This window comes from Pseudomonas sp. W15Feb34, assembly GCF_023127765.1.
GTDB classification, from domain to species: domain Bacteria; phylum Pseudomonadota; class Gammaproteobacteria; order Pseudomonadales; family Pseudomonadaceae; genus Aquipseudomonas; species Aquipseudomonas synxantha_A.
Genome location: NZ_SPKN01000010.1, coordinates 44,374 through 61,553 on the forward strand (window position 1 = coordinate 44,374; position 17,180 = coordinate 61,553).

Genomic DNA, 17,180 nt, shown 5'->3' on the forward strand with positions numbered 1-17,180 from the left:
TTAGATCATTTCTTCGCCGCCCTTCCCGCCGAGAACGATTTCTCCGGCTTCGGCCATACGGCGGGCAATGGTGAGGATTTCCTTCTGCGCGGTTTCCACATCGCTGACGCGCACCGGGCCCTTGGCTTCCAGGTCGTCGCGCAACAGTTCGGATGCGCGCTTGGACATGTTCTTGAAGATTTTCTCTTTGACGTTTTCGTCCGAGCCCTTGAGGGCCAGCACCAACACGTCGGAGGAGACTTCACGCAACAGCGCCTGGATGCCACGGTCGTCGACATCGGCAAGGTTGTTGAACACGAACATCAGGTCTTCGATCTGACCGGACAGGGTGTCGTCGATCTCGCGGATCGAGTCCATCAGTTGGCCTTCGACCGAGCTGTCGAGGAAGTTCATGATGTCGGCCGCGCGCTTGATGCCACCCAGGGTGGTGCGCGAGGCATTCGAGTTGCCGGAGAACTGCTTCTCCAGAATCGTGTTGAGTTCCTTGAGGGCCGCCGGTTGTACGGTGTTGAGCGACGACACGCGCAGGATGATGTCCAGGCGCACTTTGTGGTCGAAGTGGCCAAGCACTTCACCGGCCTGGTCCGGGTCCAGGTAAGCCACAACGATCGCCTGGATCTGCGGGTGTTCGTAACGGATCACGTCGGCGACCGCACGTGGTTCCATCCACTTGAGGCTGTCCAGGCCACTGGTGTTGCCGCCCAGCAGGATACGGTCGATCAGGCCGTTGGCCTTGTCTTCGCCCAGCGCCGAGGTGAGCATCTTGCGAATGTAGCTGTCGGAGCCGACGCCCAGGCTGGTTTGGTCGCCGACGATCTCGACAAACTCGCTCATCACCTGCTCGACTTGCTCGCGGTGCACGTTGCGCATCTGCGCCATCGCCACGCCGACACGCTGGACCTCTTTGGGGCCCATGTGGCGCAGCACTTGGGCAGCGTCGGTTTCACCCAGGGACAGCAGCAACACGGCGGCTTTGTCGACCCGGGAGAGCTTGGCCACAGCGGCTCGATCATTCATCAGCGTTAATCCACTCTTTCACGACCTGGGCCACACGGCCCGGGTCTTCTGCCACCAGACTCTTGATTGCGTTCAACTGAGCGTCATAGCCTTCGCTCGGGCTTGGCAACAGGATGCTTTGCGGGCCGCCAAGGCTGACGCGGTCGTTGGCCAGTTCGCCATCCAGGCCGCCCATGCCACCCAACTCGACGTCGCCACCTGCGAGCGCAAGCTGTTTCTTGCCGCCGCCGGTGATGTTGTTGAGCACCGGGCGCAGCACGCCGAACACCAGCACCAGGATGAACAACACCCCCAGCACTTGCTTGACGATGTCCCAGAACCACGGCTGGGTGTAGAACGCAGGGTCGCTGATCACTTCAGCGCGCTCGGCGGAGAACGGCATGTTGATCACACTGACGCTGTCGCCACGGCTGGCATCGAAGCCGACGGCGTCCTGTACCAGGCGGGTGAAGCGCGCCAATTCGTCGGCGGTCCAGGGCGCACGGGTTACGGCGCCATCGGCTGGGTTGACCTTGACCTGGTCATCGACCACCACCGACACCGACAGGCGATTGATCTTGCCCTGTTGCTGCTTGGTGTGGCTGATAGAGCGATCGAGTTCGAAGTTCTTGGTGGACTGGTTACGCTTGTCCGCCGGGTACGGTGCGAGCATCGGCTGGCCGGTGGCCGGGTCCATGATCTGCTGGCCGTTGGCATCCAGCAGCGGCTGGCCAGGCTGGATCGCGCCAGCAGTGGCAGCGGCGCCGCCAGTAGTCTGCGGTGCCGAGGCGGCCGACGGTGGTTGGTTGCTCAAGGCCCCCGGCACACCTTGCGGGCCATTGGCGGCGGTGCGCTGCTCGCTGGTGGACTGCTCGCTGCGCAGCGCCGGCTGGTCAGGGTTGAACTGTTCGGAGGTCGATTCGACAGCGCTGAAGTCTACGTCGGCGGACACTTCAGCCTTGTAGCGGTCGTTGCCCAGCACCGGTTGCAGGATGTTGTGCACGCGCTGGGTGAGCATGCTTTCCATGCGGCGGCTGTAGTCGAATTGCTTGCCGGCCTGGGTCAGCGCGGAGTTTTCGGCCATGTCGGAGAGCAGGTTGCCCTTCTGATCGACCACGGTGATTTGCGACTTGCTCAATTCGGGAACGCTGGTGGCCACCAAGTTGACGATCGCCAGCACCTGGCCAGGCTCCAGGGAGCGGCCGGCAAACAGTTCGACCAGTACCGAAGCGCTGGGTTTGCGTTCGTCACGCACGAACACCGAGCTTTTCGGAATCGCCAGGTGCACACGGGCACCCTTGACGTTATTCAGGCTGGAGATGGTGCGCGCCAGTTCGCCTTCCAGGCCACGGCGATAACGGGTGGCTTCCATGAACTGGCTGGTGCCCAGGCCCTGGTCCTTGTCGAGAATCTCGAAACCGATATTGCTGTCGGACGGCGCCACGCCAGCGGCGGCCAGTTTCATCCGTGCACGGGCCACGTCATCAGACTTGACCAGCAAGGCGCCGGAGTTGGGCTCCACGGTGTAAGCGATGTCGGCAGCGGCGAGGGTTTCCATGATCTGCTTGGAATCCATGCCCGACAGGCTGCCGTACAGTGGGCGGTAATCGGGTTGTTGCGACCACAACACCACGGCAAAACCAATCGCCACGCTGGCCGCCAGGCCGACCATCAGGCCCACCTGACGCAGCATGGTCATTTGCGAGAGGTTTTCCAGGAACGACAGGCCAAACAACGGCGGCTTGCCGTCTGCCTTGGCGGGGAGGTTGTCGGAGAGTGCTTCTGCCATGACTTAAATCTCGTCCTTAAACCGGCATCTGCATGATGTCTTGATAAGCCTGAACCAGCTTGTTACGCACTTGAGTCAAGGCCTGGAAGGACACACTGGCCTTTTGCGAGGCGACCATCACATCGGTGAGGTCCACGCCGCTTTTACCGATCTCGAACGCCGTTGCCAACTGGCTGGAGGCCTGTTGGGTATCACTGACTTTATTGATTGCCTGACCGAGCATGTCGGCAAAACTGCTTTGGCCCAATTCCGGCGCTGGCGCGACGGATTTCGGTTGAGCCATGGCATCCATTTGCATGGCGCGCATATCCAACATCAACCGATTGAACTCAATACCCTGGCTCATGACCTTCTCTCTCCGACGACCCGCAATTTTTTGACACTACGCAGCGGTTACTAGGGGTGGTAGCAACAAGGGTGCCAGCTCTGGAGCAACTCGTAAGAAAAGGCGACAAAGCTTGTAGAACTTGTTACCGGTCATGTGGCGAAAAGATAAGCTTCCACATCCATACCAGCATCGCGCATCTGCGCCAGCTTGTAGCGCAAGGTGCGCGGGCTGATGCCGAGGCGCTCGGCCGCTTCTTTGCGGCGGCCACGCTCAGCGCGCAGGGTGTCGATGATCATCTGGAATTCGCGACGACGCAGGTCATCGCCCAGGGCGCCAGCTGATTCAACCTCGGCGACCACTGGAGCCGGGGCCAGGCTCGGCAACGGCGCAGCGCCATTGCCCATGGCCAGGCAGAAATCCTGCGGCTGGATCAACCCGCCCTGCTGCAAAATCAGCGCGCGCTGGATGGCATTGTCCAGCTCGCGCACGTTGCCCGGCCACGGATAGCTGACCAGGCACGCCTGAGCCTGCGGCGATAACCGCGCCTGGGCATGCTTCATTTTTTTGACGTGGTTGTTCAGCAGGCGCTCGGCCAACGGAATGATATCCGCCGGGCGCTCGCGCAACGGGCGCCAGGCCAGGGGGAACACCGACAGCCGGTAGAACAGGTCTTCCCGGAAGCGCCCCGCCGCCACTTCGCCGGCCAGGTCGCGGTTGGTGGTGGCAACCACGCGGATATCCAGCTGGATCGGCTTGCGTGCCCCCACGCGCTCCACTTCACGCTCCTGCAACACACGCAGCAACTTGGCTTGCAGGCCCAGGGGCATTTCCGAGATTTCGTCGAGCAGGATGGTGCCGCCGTCGGCCTGTTCGAACTTGCCGGCCTGGGCCGCGATGGCGCCGGTGAACGAGCCCTTTTCATGGCCGAACAACGTCGCTTCGAGCATGTTGTCGGGGATCGCCGCACAGTTGATCGCAATGAACGGTTGCTGGGCACGGCTGGACTGCTGGTGGATGTAGCGTGCCAACACTTCTTTACCGGTGCCGGATTCGCCGGAAATCAGCACAGTGGAATCACTGCGCGCCACCCGCGCTGCCAGTTCCAGCAATTGCGCGCTGGCCGGTTCAAAGGCTATCGGGCCGTCACCCTCGCCCGCCGACATCACACCCAGGGCATGTCGGGCGACCAGCTCGATCAACGCCTTGGGCTCGAACGGTTTGACCAGGTAATCCGCCGCACCCTGGCGCATGGCGTCCACCGCCCGCTCCACGGCGCCATGGGCAGTCATCAGCAGCACCGGCAACTGCGGCTGGCGCGCACGCAGCAGGCCGAGCAACTGGTGGCCGTCCATGCCGGGCATGTTCACATCGCTGACCACCAGGCTGAAGGCTTCCTGCTCGACCGCCGCCAAGGCCTCCTCGGCAGAGCCGACCGCCCGGTAGTCATGGCCCGCCAACAGCAGCGTGTCAGCCAATGCTTCACGCAGGGCGCGATCGTCTTCCACCAATAAAACCTTGATAGCCATAATCCTTTTACTCCGCGCTCGCCGCGCTGGAAAACAGCGGCAAGGTCATCAATGCACAGGTGCCGCGCCCCAACCGGGAGCGCAACTGCAATTCTCCCTGATGGGCGCGTGCCACTGCCTTGACCACGGTCAGGCCCAGGCCAGTGCCGTTGGTCTTGGTGGTAAAAAACGGCTCGCCCAGGCGCTGCAGCACCTGGGGGTCGATGCCGCTGCCGCTGTCGCTGATACACAGGCGCAGGGTTTGTTCGCGGGCGTAGAGGTGCACTTTGAGGCGTGCATCCGGGCCGCTGGCCTGAGTGGCGTTTTCGATCAGGTTGAGCAAGGCGCCGACCAGGGTGTCGCGGTTGCACAGCAACTCGCCTTGGTGGCTGTCACATTGCCAACGCAGGTTGGCGCCCTGTACATGGGTCGCCGCCGCTGCTTGCAAGGCCTGCATCAACCCGGCAGGCGTGACACGGTCGGTCAGCGGCAATTCGCCGCGGGCAAACACCAGCATGTCGCGCACCTGGTGCTCCAATTCATGCAAGCGCTCCTTGAGGCGCCCGGCAAATCGTTGCTGAGTGGCTACAGGCAATTGCTCATCAGTCAAATGACTGGCGTAGATCAACGCCGCCGACAAGGGCGTGCGGATCTGATGCGCCAACGAGGCGACCATCCTGCCCAACGACGACAGCCGCTCATGACGGGCCAACTGGTCTTGCAGGTGACGGGTTTGCGTCAGGTCATTGAGCAGCACCAATTGGCCTGGCTCGGCATCCAGGGAGCGAGTGGCGATAGACAGGCGGCGTCCGTCCTTGAGGGAGACTTCGTGACCGTCATCTTCTCGCGGCGCAAAGCAGCGGGTGATGACATGGCGCCACAGCTCGCCTTCCAGCGGTAGGCCCAGCAGGTCGCAGGCCGCCGGGTTGGCTTCGCGCACACGGCCCTGGTCGTCGATGACGATTACGCCACCGGGCAACAGGTCCAGAAGATTTTGCAGACGGTTGGCCAGGCGTTCTTTTTCCGCCAGCTCTTGCATGCGCTGGGCGCTGACCACCGCCAGCTCGCCTTTAAGCTCGGACACCCGCGCCTCAAGCAGACTGTAGGAGTCGGTCAGTTGGCTCGACATCTGGTTGAACTGCGAGAACGCTTGTTCCAGGCCCTGGCGGGTCGGCGGTTCTACAGGCGAAACCAGCCCCTGGATGGCAGGGGCCGAAGATAGTTGGGCGGCGTGGGGCATGATGCTCTCTCGCTTGGCTGACCGTCAGTTAAACGGAACGTTGCGAGGGCTGTAGCAATACCCGTGCCGAAAAAAATCTACTTATAAATCAGCTAGTTGAAAAACAGGCGTCAATCATCCGCCTGTTCATCACCTTCTTTGCGGCTCATACCGTACTTGCGCATCTTCTCCACCAGGGTGGTGCGGCGGATGCGCAGACGCTCGGCGGCGCGGGCAACGATGCCATGCGCATCGTCCAGGGCCTGCTGGATCAACCCTTGTTCCAGGTTGCCGAGGTAGTCCTTGAGGTCAAGACCTTCGGGCGGCAGCATGGCGGTGGCACCGAAGTCCGGGGTATGACCGTTGATGGCCACGCGCTCTTCCATGTCACTGCGCAGGCTGTCCATCTGCTCGTCTTCATCATCGACGTAGCGGAATTTTTTCGGCAGCTCGACCACGCCGATCACCCCGTACGGATGCATGATCGCCATGCGCTCCACCAGGTTGGCCAGCTCACGCACGTTGCCCGGCCAGCCGTGACGGCACAGGGACATGATCGCAGCGGAGTTGAAACGAATGGAGCCGCGTTTTTCGTGCTCCATGCGCGAGATCAGCTCGTTCATCAGCAACGGAATGTCTTCCACGCGCTCGCGCAGCGGGGCCATCTCGATGGGGAATACGTTGAGGCGGTAGTACAGGTCTTCGCGGAAGCTGCCGACCTCGATCATGCTTTCGAGGTTCTTGTGGGTGGCGGCAATGATGCGCACGTCCACGCTCTGGGTCTTGTTGCTGCCCACGCGCTCGAAGGTGCGCTCCTGCAACACACGCAGCAACTTGACCTGCATCGGCAACGGCATGTCGCCGATTTCGTCAAGGAACAGCGTGCCGCCATTGGCCAGCTCGAAACGCCCGGCACGGCTGGTGATCGCCCCGGTAAAGGCGCCCTTCTCGTGGCCGAACAGCTCGCTTTCCAGCAGCTCTGCCGGGATCGCCCCGCAGTTGACCGGCACAAAAGGCCCGTCGCGACGCTTGGAGTGATAGTGCAGGTTGCGCGCGACCACTTCCTTGCCGGTGCCCGACTCGCCGAGGATCAGCACGCTGGCGTCGGTGTCGGCCACTTGCTGCATCATCTGACGCACGTGCTGGATCGCCCGGCTGGTGCCGACGAGGCTGCGGAACAGGTTGGGTTCACGGTGACGGCCACGTTCGCGGGCCTGGTCGTACATCTCGCGATAGACCTGGGCACGGTGCAGCGAATCGAGCAATTTGCTGTAGCTGGGCGGCATTTCCAGGGTGGAAAGCACGCGGCGGCGCTGGTCTTCCGGCAGGTCCACAGAAGAAATATCGCCCATCAGCAACACCGGAAGGAACTCATCCCAGGTTGACAGTGTCTTTAACAGGCCCAGAACTGCGCCAGGAGCGTTTACCGTCCCGATCAATACACAGATGACTTCACGGCTCGACGCCAACGAGCTGACCGCCTGCTGCCAATCGTGGCTGGCGCAGGGTAAATTTTCTTCACCAAGAAAATTTAAAATCACCGCTAAATCGCGGCGGCGGACGCTATCGTCATCGATCAGCAGAATTTTGGTTTCACGCCACATGCAATAGCAACTTCCCTAGTAAAACTTCCTGCCCCGGAATGAGGGCAATCAAGACGCCTGTAAGATTTGTTACCTACTAGACGTCTGAAATCTGAAAACAGCACTAGTTAAGTCAAAAATGCTGGCACAGTCAAATATATGACGCGCCGTGCGGATTAACTGCGCCCGTTCAACCGAAGAGATGGTAAACCTTTGACGCATTTTTCGCTTGGTTGATCTGCGACATCTCTTCGAAAATCGCCTGGCGCTCGCCGGTCGTGACCTCCAGCAACTGCTGATACACCACCAACAGGCTTTCCAGTTTCTCGCGCAAGGCGCCCTCGTCCACCGGCGCTTCGCTGAGCACCTCATCAATCACCGCGCGGCAACCCAAGTCCAACTCGCCCACGGCTTCCCAATTGCGCTCAGCCAGCGCGCCGAGAAGGGCTTCGCGGGTTTCGTCGATGCGTTGCAGTGCATGGCTCATGATGTGTCCCTCAAGGCGATCGGCCTTATTGTGGAGCGATGGCATCCCAGCCGGTCTTGACGGTGATCAGCAGGCGGGCGACTTCGTCGATTATCTCGGCGTCATTCACCTGGTTGGCCTCGACCAAACGATTGCTCATATAGCCATACAAGGCGTCCAACTGGTGCACTGCCGCCGGATCTTCGGCCTTTTCTGGCTCCAGGCCGTCACGCAGGCCAGAGATAATTTCAATCGCCTTGCCCAGCATCAGCCCTTTCTGGGCAATATCCCCACGGTTCAATGCGCCCTTGGCCTGCGCCATGCGATCAAGGCCTCCTTCCATCAGCATCTGCACCAGGCGGTGCGGGCTGGCTTCGGAGACCTGGGCATGGGAACTGACCTTCTGGTATTGGCGAAGGGCTCTCATCGGGTTCATGTTGCTACCTCGTTACTGGCGACAATCGAATAGGTTTGCTTAACCAGTTTTTCGACCGTGGCGACGAAAACTTTAATTCCCAACCATACGCCAAGGCCCTGAATCAGGGCCTGAAAGCGCGCCGCCCATCAGTTCGATTTCGGATTGTTCAGCGAGTTGAGGGTGGTCAGGATGCTGGAGCTGCTGGCGTTGATCTGCGCGATCATGGTGTCCATGGCCGTGTACTTGGCGGTCAGGGATTTTTGCAAGGCGTCCATACGTCGTGTCAGGTCGGCCGTCTCTTTGGTCAAGTCGGTCAACTTGTTGTTGAGATCCGTCGCCCGGGTTGCCAGGGTGCCGGTGGTGCCCACGTAGCTCTTCGTCGCCTTGTTCATGCGCGTGATCAAACCAGTGTCGCCGGTGAACAGCTTGGCAATATCGCCAGCGCCTTTGACTACCGCCTTGTCCCACGTCTTGTCATCCAGGCTCAGCAGGCCGGTTTTCTGATCGGTGGTGATACCCATCTGGGCCAGGCTGGTCATGGTGCCCGCGCCGGAGCCGCTGACCAGTTCGGAGCGCAGGCTGTTCACCAATTGACGCATTGATGCATCGCCGGTCAACGCACCGGCAGTGGTAGTCGACGCGTCACCGGTTGCAGTAACTTTGGTCTGGGTATTGATGGCGGTCATCAGCGTGTTGTACGCACTGACGAAGGACTGTACCGAGGTTTTCAACGTGTCAGTGTTACTGGCCACGGTAATGGTCGTCGGTTTTTTCACATCAATGGTGTCCAACAGCTCCAACGTGACGCCACTGATCGCCGACGTGATTTTGTTGCTGCTGGATGACATTGCAATGCCGTCGATGGAGTACTTGGCGTTGGTCGGCGGCGTGCCTTTGTCATACCCGCTGGCCAGTTGCGAATCACCGCTGAGGGTGATGTCGGTGCCTTCGCCCATATTGGTCGAGGTCAGTACCAGTCGCGCACCATTGGAGTCGCTCAATACGTTGGCACTGATACCCTGCGACGAGAGCTGGGTATTGATTGACTCTCGCACCTGTTGCAGGGTCGCGCCACCTGGAATCACCACATCGAAGCTTTTACCCGACTGGTTGATGGTCAGCGTCTGGTCTTCGTCTGTAGTGTTGGCCTTGCCCGAGGCACCCTCAGCATTCACCGCAGTGGTAACTTTTGAAGCGGTTGCCAGGTTATCGACTTGCAACACGTACTTGCCACTGGATGCTCCGTCACCCAACGTCACCTTGGCGTTTTTCTCTTCCGAAGAACTTGCCGCCAACCCATTGAACGCGGAGGGGTTATTCAACTTGGTGATCGCCGCCTGATAGGCCTCCAACGCCGTCTTGATCGAACCAACTGCCGACAACTGGACGGTGGCAGTTTTCTGCTCGTTGGTGATCTGCTGTTGTTTAGGCGCTTGTTCAGCCCCCACCAACGCCTTGACGATAGCTTGCGTGTCGTAGCCCGAACCAGGGCCGGAAATCGTTGAACTAGCCATTTTTCATTCTCCTTGTCCTGCGGCGGCCGTTTTTTTGGCGCTTAAACGCCTAGACCGCAATCAGAAACATGTTTCGTGCCAACTCAAGCCTTGCTATCAAACAACAGGCTGCCGGCATCGCTCAGATTCTGCGCCAATTTCAGCGCGGTCTCCGATGGAATCTGTCGAATCACTTCACCACTGTCGGTGGCGATCACCTTGACCACTACCTTGCCGGTAGAGTCATCGATGGAAAAATCCAGGTTGCGCTGTGAAGCCTGCACAAACTCACGCATATCGGTAACAGCCTTCTCCAGCGCCACGCGCTGAGGCTCTTCACTCTTGATCGGCTCATTGCTGGCCACAGGCTTGGCCTGGGTCACCACTGCGCCAAGGTTGGCCGAAGCCGTGGCTGCGGGGTAAGACGAGGTCAGCTTGATGCTCATGTCCATGTCACCACCTCCAAACTGAAAAAACGGAAGGGCACGTCGTTAAACGCACCCTCCCGTTATTTAACCGCTAGCGCTATTACTGAAGCAGCTTCAGTACAGCGGATGGCAGTTGGTTGGCCTGGGACAGGATCGCAGTGGAAGCCTGTTGCAGGGTTTGTTGCTTGGTCAGCTCAGCGGCTTCAGAAGCGAAGTCAGCGTCTTCTACGCGGCCTTTGGCAGCGGAGGAGTTCTGCGAAATGCTCTGCAGGTTGGCCACGGTGCTGGTGAAGCGGTTTTGTACGGCACCCAGCTGCGAACGCTGGCTGTCGATCTGCTGCATGGCATCGTCCAGAGCCTGGGTAGCCTGCTGCGAAGCAGCGGCAGTCAGGATGTTCAGGTCAGAAACGCTGGTTTCCATGGTGACGGCGGTTTTGGTGCCGGCCGCTGCAACAGCGGTCAGACCCAGTGCAGCCAGGCCAGTACCGGCGCTACCATCCTTGATGGTGATGTCTTTGTCAGCGAACAGGTTCAGGGTGCCGTCAGCGTTTTTGCTGGCTTGAACACCGGTGCTGGCGCTGTTGATCGAAGAGACGATCGCGTCAGCGGTGTCACCTTTCTTGAACTTGACTTCAACGCCGTTCACGTCAATAGAGGTATCAGCGGTCAACTTGGCTTGAGTAGTACCAGCCGACAGACCCAACTGCGTCAGAGAACCACTGGAGGTGTTGGACAGTTTAATGTCTGCGCCATTACCCGAAGTCAGCTTGACACGGCCGTCAGTAAAAGTGGCCGAAGCACCAGCAGCTGCGCCGCCTGCCGCGTTTTCTAGCTTGGTCAGCACAGCTGCCATGGTGTCGTTAGCAGCCCAAGTCACGGCAGTGCCATTAACCGAGACAGCACCGGCAGACTTGAGGTTGTTGTTCGAAGCAACGGTGCCCGCTGCACCCAGATTGAGCTTGGCCAGGCCGTCTGTTGCACCACCGGTTGCCGAGGCGCCCAGAACGATGGCATTTTTCGAGGTCAGGCTTACGACGCCCGCAGCATCGGCAGTAGCAGTAACGCCAGTGGTTGCGGTTTGAGCGTTGATGGCGTTCAGTGCAGCGGTAGCTGCTGGAACACCGGCAGCGGCAACACCGAGGGCAATTTCAGTGCCGTTGATGGTGAATGCGTCGGTAGCAACAGTCGCCCCTGCTGCGGCTGTACCAGTTCTTTGGGCGCTATTGCCCAATACGGAACCGGTAGCAGTAGCAGCCAGGCCAGTCATCGCAGCACCGTCGACAGCAGCTTCTTTGTAGTTACCCTTCAGCGCAGTCGAGCTGATGTCGGTCATACCGAACGAGATAGTCTCGTTGGCGTTGGCGCCGATCTGGAAGGCTACGTTGCTGAACGAGCCGTCGAGCAGGTTACGACCACCGAAGGTGGTGGTGCTGGCGATACGGTTCAGCTCGCCCACTTTAGCGGTGAATTCTTGCTGCAGGGAAACACGGTCAGCGTCGCTTTTGTCACCGTTGGACGCTTGCAGGGCGAGTTCACGCAGACGCTGCAGGGTGTTGGTGGACTCTTGCATCGCGCCTTCAGCGGTCTGGGCAATCGACACGCCGTTGTTGGCGTTGGCGATGGCAACGTTCAGGCCTTTGACCTGGTTGTTCAGACGGTTGGCGATCTGCATGCCGGCAGCGTCGTCTTTGGCGCTGTTGATTTTCAGGCCGGAGGACAGACGGTTCATCGACTGGCTCAGGGCGTCGGAAGCTTTGTTCAGGTTCTTCTGGACACCCAGGGAGGTGATGTTGGTGTTTACTGATAATGCCATGACGAAATCCTCGTGATTTGGATACTGCGGCTTCCGGCCCTGGCGACCGCCGGGTGTGGCCTAGAGAACCTACGTAATAGTTATCGTCGTGGTAGCCGGTTGCTTGAGGATTTTTTTGATTTTTTTTAGTAGCCCTGTGCCAGCCCTTGCATTTCAAAGGCTTACACCGGCACAAAACCCCGGTTTCATTGGCTTTTCTGGCGCCAATAAAAAAACGCCGATGATCGAAGGATCATCGGCGTTTTTTATGCAGCGGCTAAAACATCACGGGCGATAGAGAATCGCCGAGCCCCACGACAGGCCCACACCAAACCCGCTGATTGCCACGCGCTTCCAGGTAGCGTCCATCACGTGCTTTTCCAGCAGCAACGGGATGCTCGACGACACGGTGTTGCCGGTCTCGACCATGTCCTTGATGAACTTGTCCACCGGCGCTTCTTCAAAGCGACGCGCCACGGCATCGACGATGGCCGCACTGCCCTGGTGGATGCAGAACGCATCGATGTCATCGGCCTTGAGGTCCGACTCGGCGAGCAGTTCATGCAAGTGCGCGGGCACTTTCAGCAGTGCGAAATTGAACACCTGGCGGCCGTTCATGAAGAACACGCCGTCGCTGACTTTGAGGTGCGGCGCGCCGGAACCGTCGGTGCCGAACTTGGACTTGCCCAGCAACCACGGCGCATCTTCGCCCATCCAGGTGGCGGTGGCGGCATCGCCGAACAGCATGGTGGTGTTGCGATCTTCCGGGTCGACGATCTTCGAATACGGGTCTGCAGTGATCAGCAGGCCGTTTTTCAGGCCGGCGGCTTCCATGAAGCCCTTCATCGCGTAGATGCCGTAGACGTAGCCGGAGCAGCCCAGGGAAATATCGAAGGCGGCAACGTGGGTAGGCAGGCCCAGTTTGTCCTGAACAATGGCGGCGGTATGAGGCAGGCCCTCTTCATCGCCGTTCTGGGTGACGACGATCAGCGCGTCGATGGACTCACGCTTCAATTCGGGGTTGTTGGCAAACAAGGCGTTGACTGCTTCGACGCACAGATCGGAAGTCTCCTGTGCAGCTTCCTTGCGCGGCAGGAACGCCGAGCCGATCTTGCCAATGATGAATTCTTCATCCTTGGCGAACTTGGCACCCTGGGCGTAGTTATCGATCCCGTCCGCCGGCACGTAACTGGCGATGCTTTTTATGCCAATCATTGTGGCTTCCCAATACTAAATAGCTGGAGAACACCCCTCGGGCTATGCCGGAAGTGCTGACAATAAAGGGGATAACCCCATAAAAATCCCGGTGAAAGCCGCCCGATGAAGGCCCTGTGACGACTTATCCTTTTCACACGATACAGTGAAGATGCGCTTTATGACTCACAGGTCACTCAATTTTGCGTGGTTTATGCAAAACGTTTCAACAATTGCGCCACGGAAACGACGACGGCCCAGCCTGTTTCCAGGCTGGGCCGTCGTGCACAGCGCCGATCACATCTTGTTGAACAGGCTCAACTGCGAGATTTTCACAAAGGCCAACTGCGAAGCCTGCAACATGGTCTGCTGCAAGCTCAGGTTGATGGCGGCCTCGGCGAAGTCGACATTGCCCAGGGCATTCATGGTGGTGGTATTGGCCAGGTCCAGGCTGACGTTTTCCTTGGACTGAATATCCAGGCCATTGAGGCGCGCACCCAGGGAACCGCGCGCCTGGTCGATCTGACTGTAGGCATTGGTCAGGTTGCCAATGGACTTGGCCACCACATCCTTGAGCTCCTTCTGCGCCGCCGGGTTGCCGTCTGACGGCGTTTCCAGGATTTTGCGCAAATGACTCAAGGTGTCGAGGACATTCTCGTTCTTGTTGCTGGTGGCACTGATCGAAAACTGGTCGCCGGCTGCCGGCGCCGGTGCGGTGGTGACATCGAAGGTCACGCCCGCCGCCGTGATTGACGTTGCACCAGTTGCCAGGGTGCCACTGGCAATGGATTTACTGTCTGCGGTATACGGCTGCGCATACAGATCATAGGCACCGGCCGCGCCAAACTTGACGACAACACCCGAATTGGGAAAGGTGCTGGCGTATGCCGCCGGATCGCTCACCGTGCCGCCGCTCAGTTGCGCAGTGGACGGATTGCTCGGGGTGCGTGAAACACTGAAGGTGTCCGGCTTGACCGACAAGCTGAACTCGCGATCCTTGACGATGGCGTCCGATGGCGCGCCGGGCAGTATGTCTTTGCCCAGTGCGTCCTTGCCCAGGTTCAATCCGATGTCAAACTTGACCCCGCGCAGATTGATACTCGAACCGCCTTCCTTGGTGGCATCGAAAGTGCCGTTGCCCGGAATCTCCGAGGTGATGTCCTTGCCGGCATTGTCCGTTACGACATATTGGGTGCTGCTGGTGAAGGTCAGCTTGTACGGCTGGCCGTCGGAAAAACTGCTGTTATAGCTGGTGTTGGCCGCGATCAACCCGGCAGACACGGTGACCTTGCCATCATCGATCGCTGGCGGCACGAGGATCGGCGCCGTTTGCGTACGACCTGTATTCGCCGAGCTTTCCAGCATGCTCTTGGCGGTATTGCCCATGGCGACCGACAGGTTCTCAGCCACCTTCAGGCTCAACGGCGTGTCATCGCCCTGGTAGCTATAGGTGCCGTCATTGTTGCGGGTGTAGGGAGGCGTGTCGGTCTTGCTCCCGGAGAACAGGTAATTACCGCTCGCGTCCTTGGTATTGAGCAGGCCCAGCACCTGATCTTCAATGGCGCCGATTTCGGCGGCAGTCGACTTGCGGTCAGCATCGCTGATGCCGACGTTACCCGCCTTCAGCGCCAATTCACTGGCGCGTTGAATCGCGATATTGATGTTTTCCAGCACGCCGTCCTGGGTGGTCAGCGAGTTCTTCAACGTGTCGATATTGCCGTTGAATTGCGCCAGCATATCTTTCTGCTGTTGCAGCATCAGCAACCGCGCCGCCGCTACCGGATCATCCGCGGCGGTTTGCACACGGACACCGGTGCTGGCCTGGTCCTGGGCCTTGACCACGCTGGAATAGTTGCTCTGGTACTTGGCAGAGCTGGTCTCGAAATACTGCTGTGTAGAAATACGCATCGTCCCAGCCTCCCTTAAAGAGCATTCATCAGTGTGGTGAAGGTTTCCTGCGCAGCCTTGATGATCTGCGACGACGCGGTGTAGTACTGCTGGAACTTGATCATGTCGCCGGCTTCGTCATCCAGGTTGACCCCGGACACCGAGTTGCGCGCATCTTTATTGGCGCTCAGCAACGCACCGGTGGCGGCGCTGTCGACCCCGGCCTGGCTGGCCTTGGCGCCGACAGTGGAGACCAGCTTGCTATTGGCCCCCACCAGGCTGGTGCCCCCGTTGCCCTCGCCCATGCCAACGGTGGCCTTGGTTTGCAGGTTCAGCAGTTCCTGGGCGTTACGGCCATCGGATTTGCCGCCGCTGTTGAAGGCGAAGGTAGTGCTGTCGCCGTCTGCCGGGGAGCCATTGACGGTGGTGTCGAACTTGAAGCTCTTGCCGGGGATGGCTGCACCGCTGGCGTCGCGCATCGGTACGTCAACGGTGATCTTGTTGCCCTGCCCCGGGATGATTGAGCCAGTGCCAATCGGGTTGCCCTTGGAATCGCTGATCGTATACGACTGCGTGCCGTCAGCGGCGGGCTTGCCAAACACCATCTTCACCGGCATCGAGTTTTCAATACCGGCGCGCAACTGTGCGGTGTCGGTGCCGCCATGGATATCCAGCGGCACCGTCAACGACGGCTGGGTAAATGTGCCTGTGCCGCTGTTGGTCTTGCTGCTGGTACCCGCCAGCGGGCCGGCAAACGCCAGCTTGTTGGCATCGGTGAGCGCTACACCCATACCGCTTGCGCCGGTGGCGGTCGGGCTGACTTTGAAGCTGTCGCCAAACGCCATGGCGCCCTTGCCGTCCAGCGCCAGGGTAAAGCCATCCATGGTCGGCGGCGGTGTGGAGCCCATGTCAAAGGTGCCCATGGCCTTGCCGTCCGAGCGCAACACGGTGACCTTGTTGGGGTCGGTCTTGTCGCTGAAGGTCACGGTGTAGTCAAACGTGGACAACTTACTGCTGTCCTTGATCGTCACATTCAGGTTGCCGGCCCCGGCACTGTTGCCCGAGGCGCCCTGGCTGCGCGACGCAATGGCGGCGGCACTGTTGATGTCTTTGAACAGCGAAACGCCAAAGTCACCATTGAGGTCCAGGCCTTGCCCCAGTTGGTTATTGATGGTGTCTGCGGTTGCGATGGCGATACGGCCCAGGTCGTTGATAGCCGGCATCAAGGCATCACTGCGATAACGCAACAGGCCGCCGATGCTGCCGCCACTGATGACGCCGCCCAGGTCCATGGTGGTGCCGTTCATGTCCAACTGAATGGTGTACTGGCTGTTATCGGTTTTGCTCGGCACTGCGGAAATCGTATTGGAGATCCCGCCCTCCACCAGGGACTGGCCGCTGCCGGTGGTCACGCTGAACTGGCCGTTCTTCTCGGTGGCCGTTACGCCGATCAGCTCATTGAGCGAGCGTACCGCCTCGTTACGCGAGTCCAGCAGGTTGGCCGGTGCATTGCCCGACGCGCCTTGCACTTGGGAGATCTGCTTGTTGAGCGAGGCAATCGAGGCGGTCAATTGATTGACCTGCTCACTCATGCTGCTCAGTTGGTTGTTGATAGTCTCTTTCTGCTGGGTCAACTGCGTCGAGATCGCGTTGAAACGGCTGCTCAGGGTCTGGGCGTTGGTCACCAGCAGTTGGCGGGCCGACAGGTCGCTGGGGTTGGACGCTGCGGTTTGCAGGGTAGCGAAGAACGAGCTGAGCACCGATGACAGACCGGTGGTCTTGTCCGACAGCACTTTGTCGACGGCGCCGACCTGATCCAGATACGCCTTGGCATCGTTGTTCAGGGCCGTGCTGTTCTGGTAGGCAGTGTCCAGATATTCGTTGTACACCCGGCGCACGTCGGCCAGGGTGGTACCAGTGCCGATGAACACACCGCCGAACGGGTTCGACGCGTTGGTATTCTGCGTGGTCTGCTGACGCGAATACCCCGGGGTGTTCACGTTGGCGATGTTGTTACTCAAGACCGACAGCGATCCTTGAGCGGCGTTGAGCCCTGACATCCCGATACTGAGCAAACTCATG

14 protein-coding genes are annotated in these 17,180 nt (G+C 59.7%); all 14 read right to left on the reverse strand.

What is annotated here, in order from left to right; genetic code table 11:
- The 14 genes from fliG to flgK all read right to left on the reverse strand — a co-directional run bounded on the left by fliG (position 1) and on the right by flgK (position 17,179).
- Complete coding sequence (fliG, locus tag E4O97_RS06065) at positions 1–1,017, reverse strand: flagellar motor switch protein FliG (RefSeq protein WP_003192957.1); 1,017 nt, start codon at positions 1,015–1,017, stop codon at positions 1–3.
- Complete coding sequence (gene fliF / locus E4O97_RS06070; protein WP_032880061.1) at positions 1,010–2,785, reverse strand: flagellar basal-body MS-ring/collar protein FliF; 1,776 nt, start codon at positions 2,783–2,785, stop codon at positions 1,010–1,012. Before fliF ends, fliG begins: the two co-directional genes overlap by 8 nt.
- Positions 2,786–2,801: 16 nt before the next feature.
- Positions 2,802–3,131, reverse strand: a complete 330-nt coding sequence (fliE, locus tag E4O97_RS06075) for a flagellar hook-basal body complex protein FliE (protein WP_005790083.1) — start codon at positions 3,129–3,131, stop codon at positions 2,802–2,804.
- Between the two features lie 131 nt (positions 3,132–3,262).
- Positions 3,263–4,639, reverse strand: a complete 1,377-nt coding sequence (locus tag E4O97_RS06080; RefSeq protein WP_005790084.1) for a sigma-54 dependent transcriptional regulator — start codon at positions 4,637–4,639, stop codon at positions 3,263–3,265.
- 7 nt (positions 4,640–4,646) lie between these two features.
- The gene (locus E4O97_RS06085; RefSeq protein ID WP_005790086.1) at positions 4,647–5,858 is read right to left on the reverse strand and encodes an ATP-binding protein; all 1,212 of its coding nucleotides are present in this window, start codon (positions 5,856–5,858) and stop codon (positions 4,647–4,649) included.
- A gap of 110 nt (positions 5,859–5,968) precedes the next feature.
- Positions 5,969–7,441 carry a sigma-54 dependent transcriptional regulator gene (locus tag E4O97_RS06090; RefSeq protein ID WP_122732108.1) on the reverse strand — a complete coding sequence of 491 codons (1,473 nt, stop codon included), beginning with the start codon at positions 7,439–7,441 and terminating at the stop codon, positions 5,969–5,971.
- Positions 7,442–7,610: 169 nt separating this feature from the next.
- Entirely contained in the window at positions 7,611–7,907 is a 297-nt protein-coding gene (locus tag E4O97_RS06095; RefSeq protein WP_014719354.1) for a hypothetical protein, read from the reverse strand.
- 25 nt (positions 7,908–7,932) lie between these two features.
- Positions 7,933–8,322 (reverse strand): flagellar export chaperone FliS, encoded by a 390-nt coding sequence (gene fliS, locus E4O97_RS06100; RefSeq protein ID WP_005790090.1) that lies wholly within the window; start codon positions 8,320–8,322, stop codon positions 7,933–7,935.
- A gap of 128 nt (positions 8,323–8,450) precedes the next feature.
- Positions 8,451–9,818: a flagellar filament capping protein FliD gene (fliD, locus tag E4O97_RS06105; RefSeq protein ID WP_005790092.1), complete on the reverse strand. Its 1,368-nt coding sequence runs from the start codon at positions 9,816–9,818 to the stop codon at positions 8,451–8,453.
- 83 nt (positions 9,819–9,901) lie between these two features.
- Positions 9,902–10,249 carry a flagellar protein FlaG gene (locus tag E4O97_RS06110; RefSeq protein ID WP_078821974.1) on the reverse strand — a complete coding sequence of 116 codons (348 nt, stop codon included), beginning with the start codon at positions 10,247–10,249 and terminating at the stop codon, positions 9,902–9,904.
- Positions 10,250–10,325: 76 nt separating this feature from the next.
- A complete protein-coding gene (locus tag E4O97_RS06115) occupies positions 10,326–12,038 on the reverse strand; it encodes a flagellin (RefSeq protein ID WP_078821975.1) in 1,713 nt (570 codons plus the stop codon).
- A gap of 264 nt (positions 12,039–12,302) precedes the next feature.
- The gene (locus E4O97_RS06120) at positions 12,303–13,232 is read right to left on the reverse strand and encodes a ketoacyl-ACP synthase III (protein ID WP_005790096.1); all 930 of its coding nucleotides are present in this window, start codon (positions 13,230–13,232) and stop codon (positions 12,303–12,305) included.
- 276 nt (positions 13,233–13,508) lie between these two features.
- Entirely contained in the window at positions 13,509–15,119 is a 1,611-nt protein-coding gene (locus E4O97_RS06125; protein ID WP_248160967.1) for a flagellar hook-associated protein 3, read from the reverse strand.
- 14 nt (positions 15,120–15,133) lie between these two features.
- Entirely contained in the window at positions 15,134–17,179 is a 2,046-nt protein-coding gene (flgK, locus tag E4O97_RS06130; protein ID WP_005790099.1) for a flagellar hook-associated protein FlgK, read from the reverse strand.
- Position 17,180: the final 1 nt, after the last annotated feature.

Bases quoted from the DNA above. Each gene is read 5' to 3' on its own strand.
- E4O97_RS06080 (WP_005790084.1), bottom strand. From the start codon at position 4,639: ATGGCTATCAAGGTTTTATTGGTGGAAGACGATCGCGCCCTGCGTGAA.
- fliS (WP_005790090.1), bottom strand. From the start codon at position 8,322: ATGAACCCGATGAGAGCCCTTCGCCAATACCAGAAGGTCAGTTCCCAT.
- E4O97_RS06090 (WP_122732108.1), bottom strand. From the start codon at position 7,441: ATGTGGCGTGAAACCAAAATTCTGCTGATCGATGACGATAGCGTCCGC.
- E4O97_RS06115 (WP_078821975.1), bottom strand. From the start codon at position 12,038: ATGGCATTATCAGTAAACACCAACATCACCTCCCTGGGTGTCCAGAAG.
- flgK (WP_005790099.1), bottom strand. From the start codon at position 17,179: ATGAGTTTGCTCAGTATCGGGATGTCAGGGCTCAACGCCGCTCAAGGA.
- E4O97_RS06120 (WP_005790096.1), bottom strand. From the start codon at position 13,232: ATGATTGGCATAAAAAGCATCGCCAGTTACGTGCCGGCGGACGGGATC.
- E4O97_RS06110 (WP_078821974.1), bottom strand. From the start codon at position 10,249: ATGGACATGAGCATCAAGCTGACCTCGTCTTACCCCGCAGCCACGGCT.
- E4O97_RS06095 (WP_014719354.1), bottom strand. From the start codon at position 7,907: ATGAGCCATGCACTGCAACGCATCGACGAAACCCGCGAAGCCCTTCTC.
- E4O97_RS06125 (WP_248160967.1), bottom strand. From the start codon at position 15,119: ATGCGTATTTCTACACAGCAGTATTTCGAGACCAGCTCTGCCAAGTAC.
- fliF (WP_032880061.1), bottom strand. From the start codon at position 2,785: ATGGCAGAAGCACTCTCCGACAACCTCCCCGCCAAGGCAGACGGCAAG.
- fliG (WP_003192957.1), bottom strand. From the start codon at position 1,017: ATGAATGATCGAGCCGCTGTGGCCAAGCTCTCCCGGGTCGACAAAGCC.
- fliE (WP_005790083.1), bottom strand. From the start codon at position 3,131: ATGAGCCAGGGTATTGAGTTCAATCGGTTGATGTTGGATATGCGCGCC.
- E4O97_RS06085 (WP_005790086.1), bottom strand. From the start codon at position 5,858: ATGCCCCACGCCGCCCAACTATCTTCGGCCCCTGCCATCCAGGGGCTG.
- fliD (WP_005790092.1), bottom strand. From the start codon at position 9,818: ATGGCTAGTTCAACGATTTCCGGCCCTGGTTCGGGCTACGACACGCAA.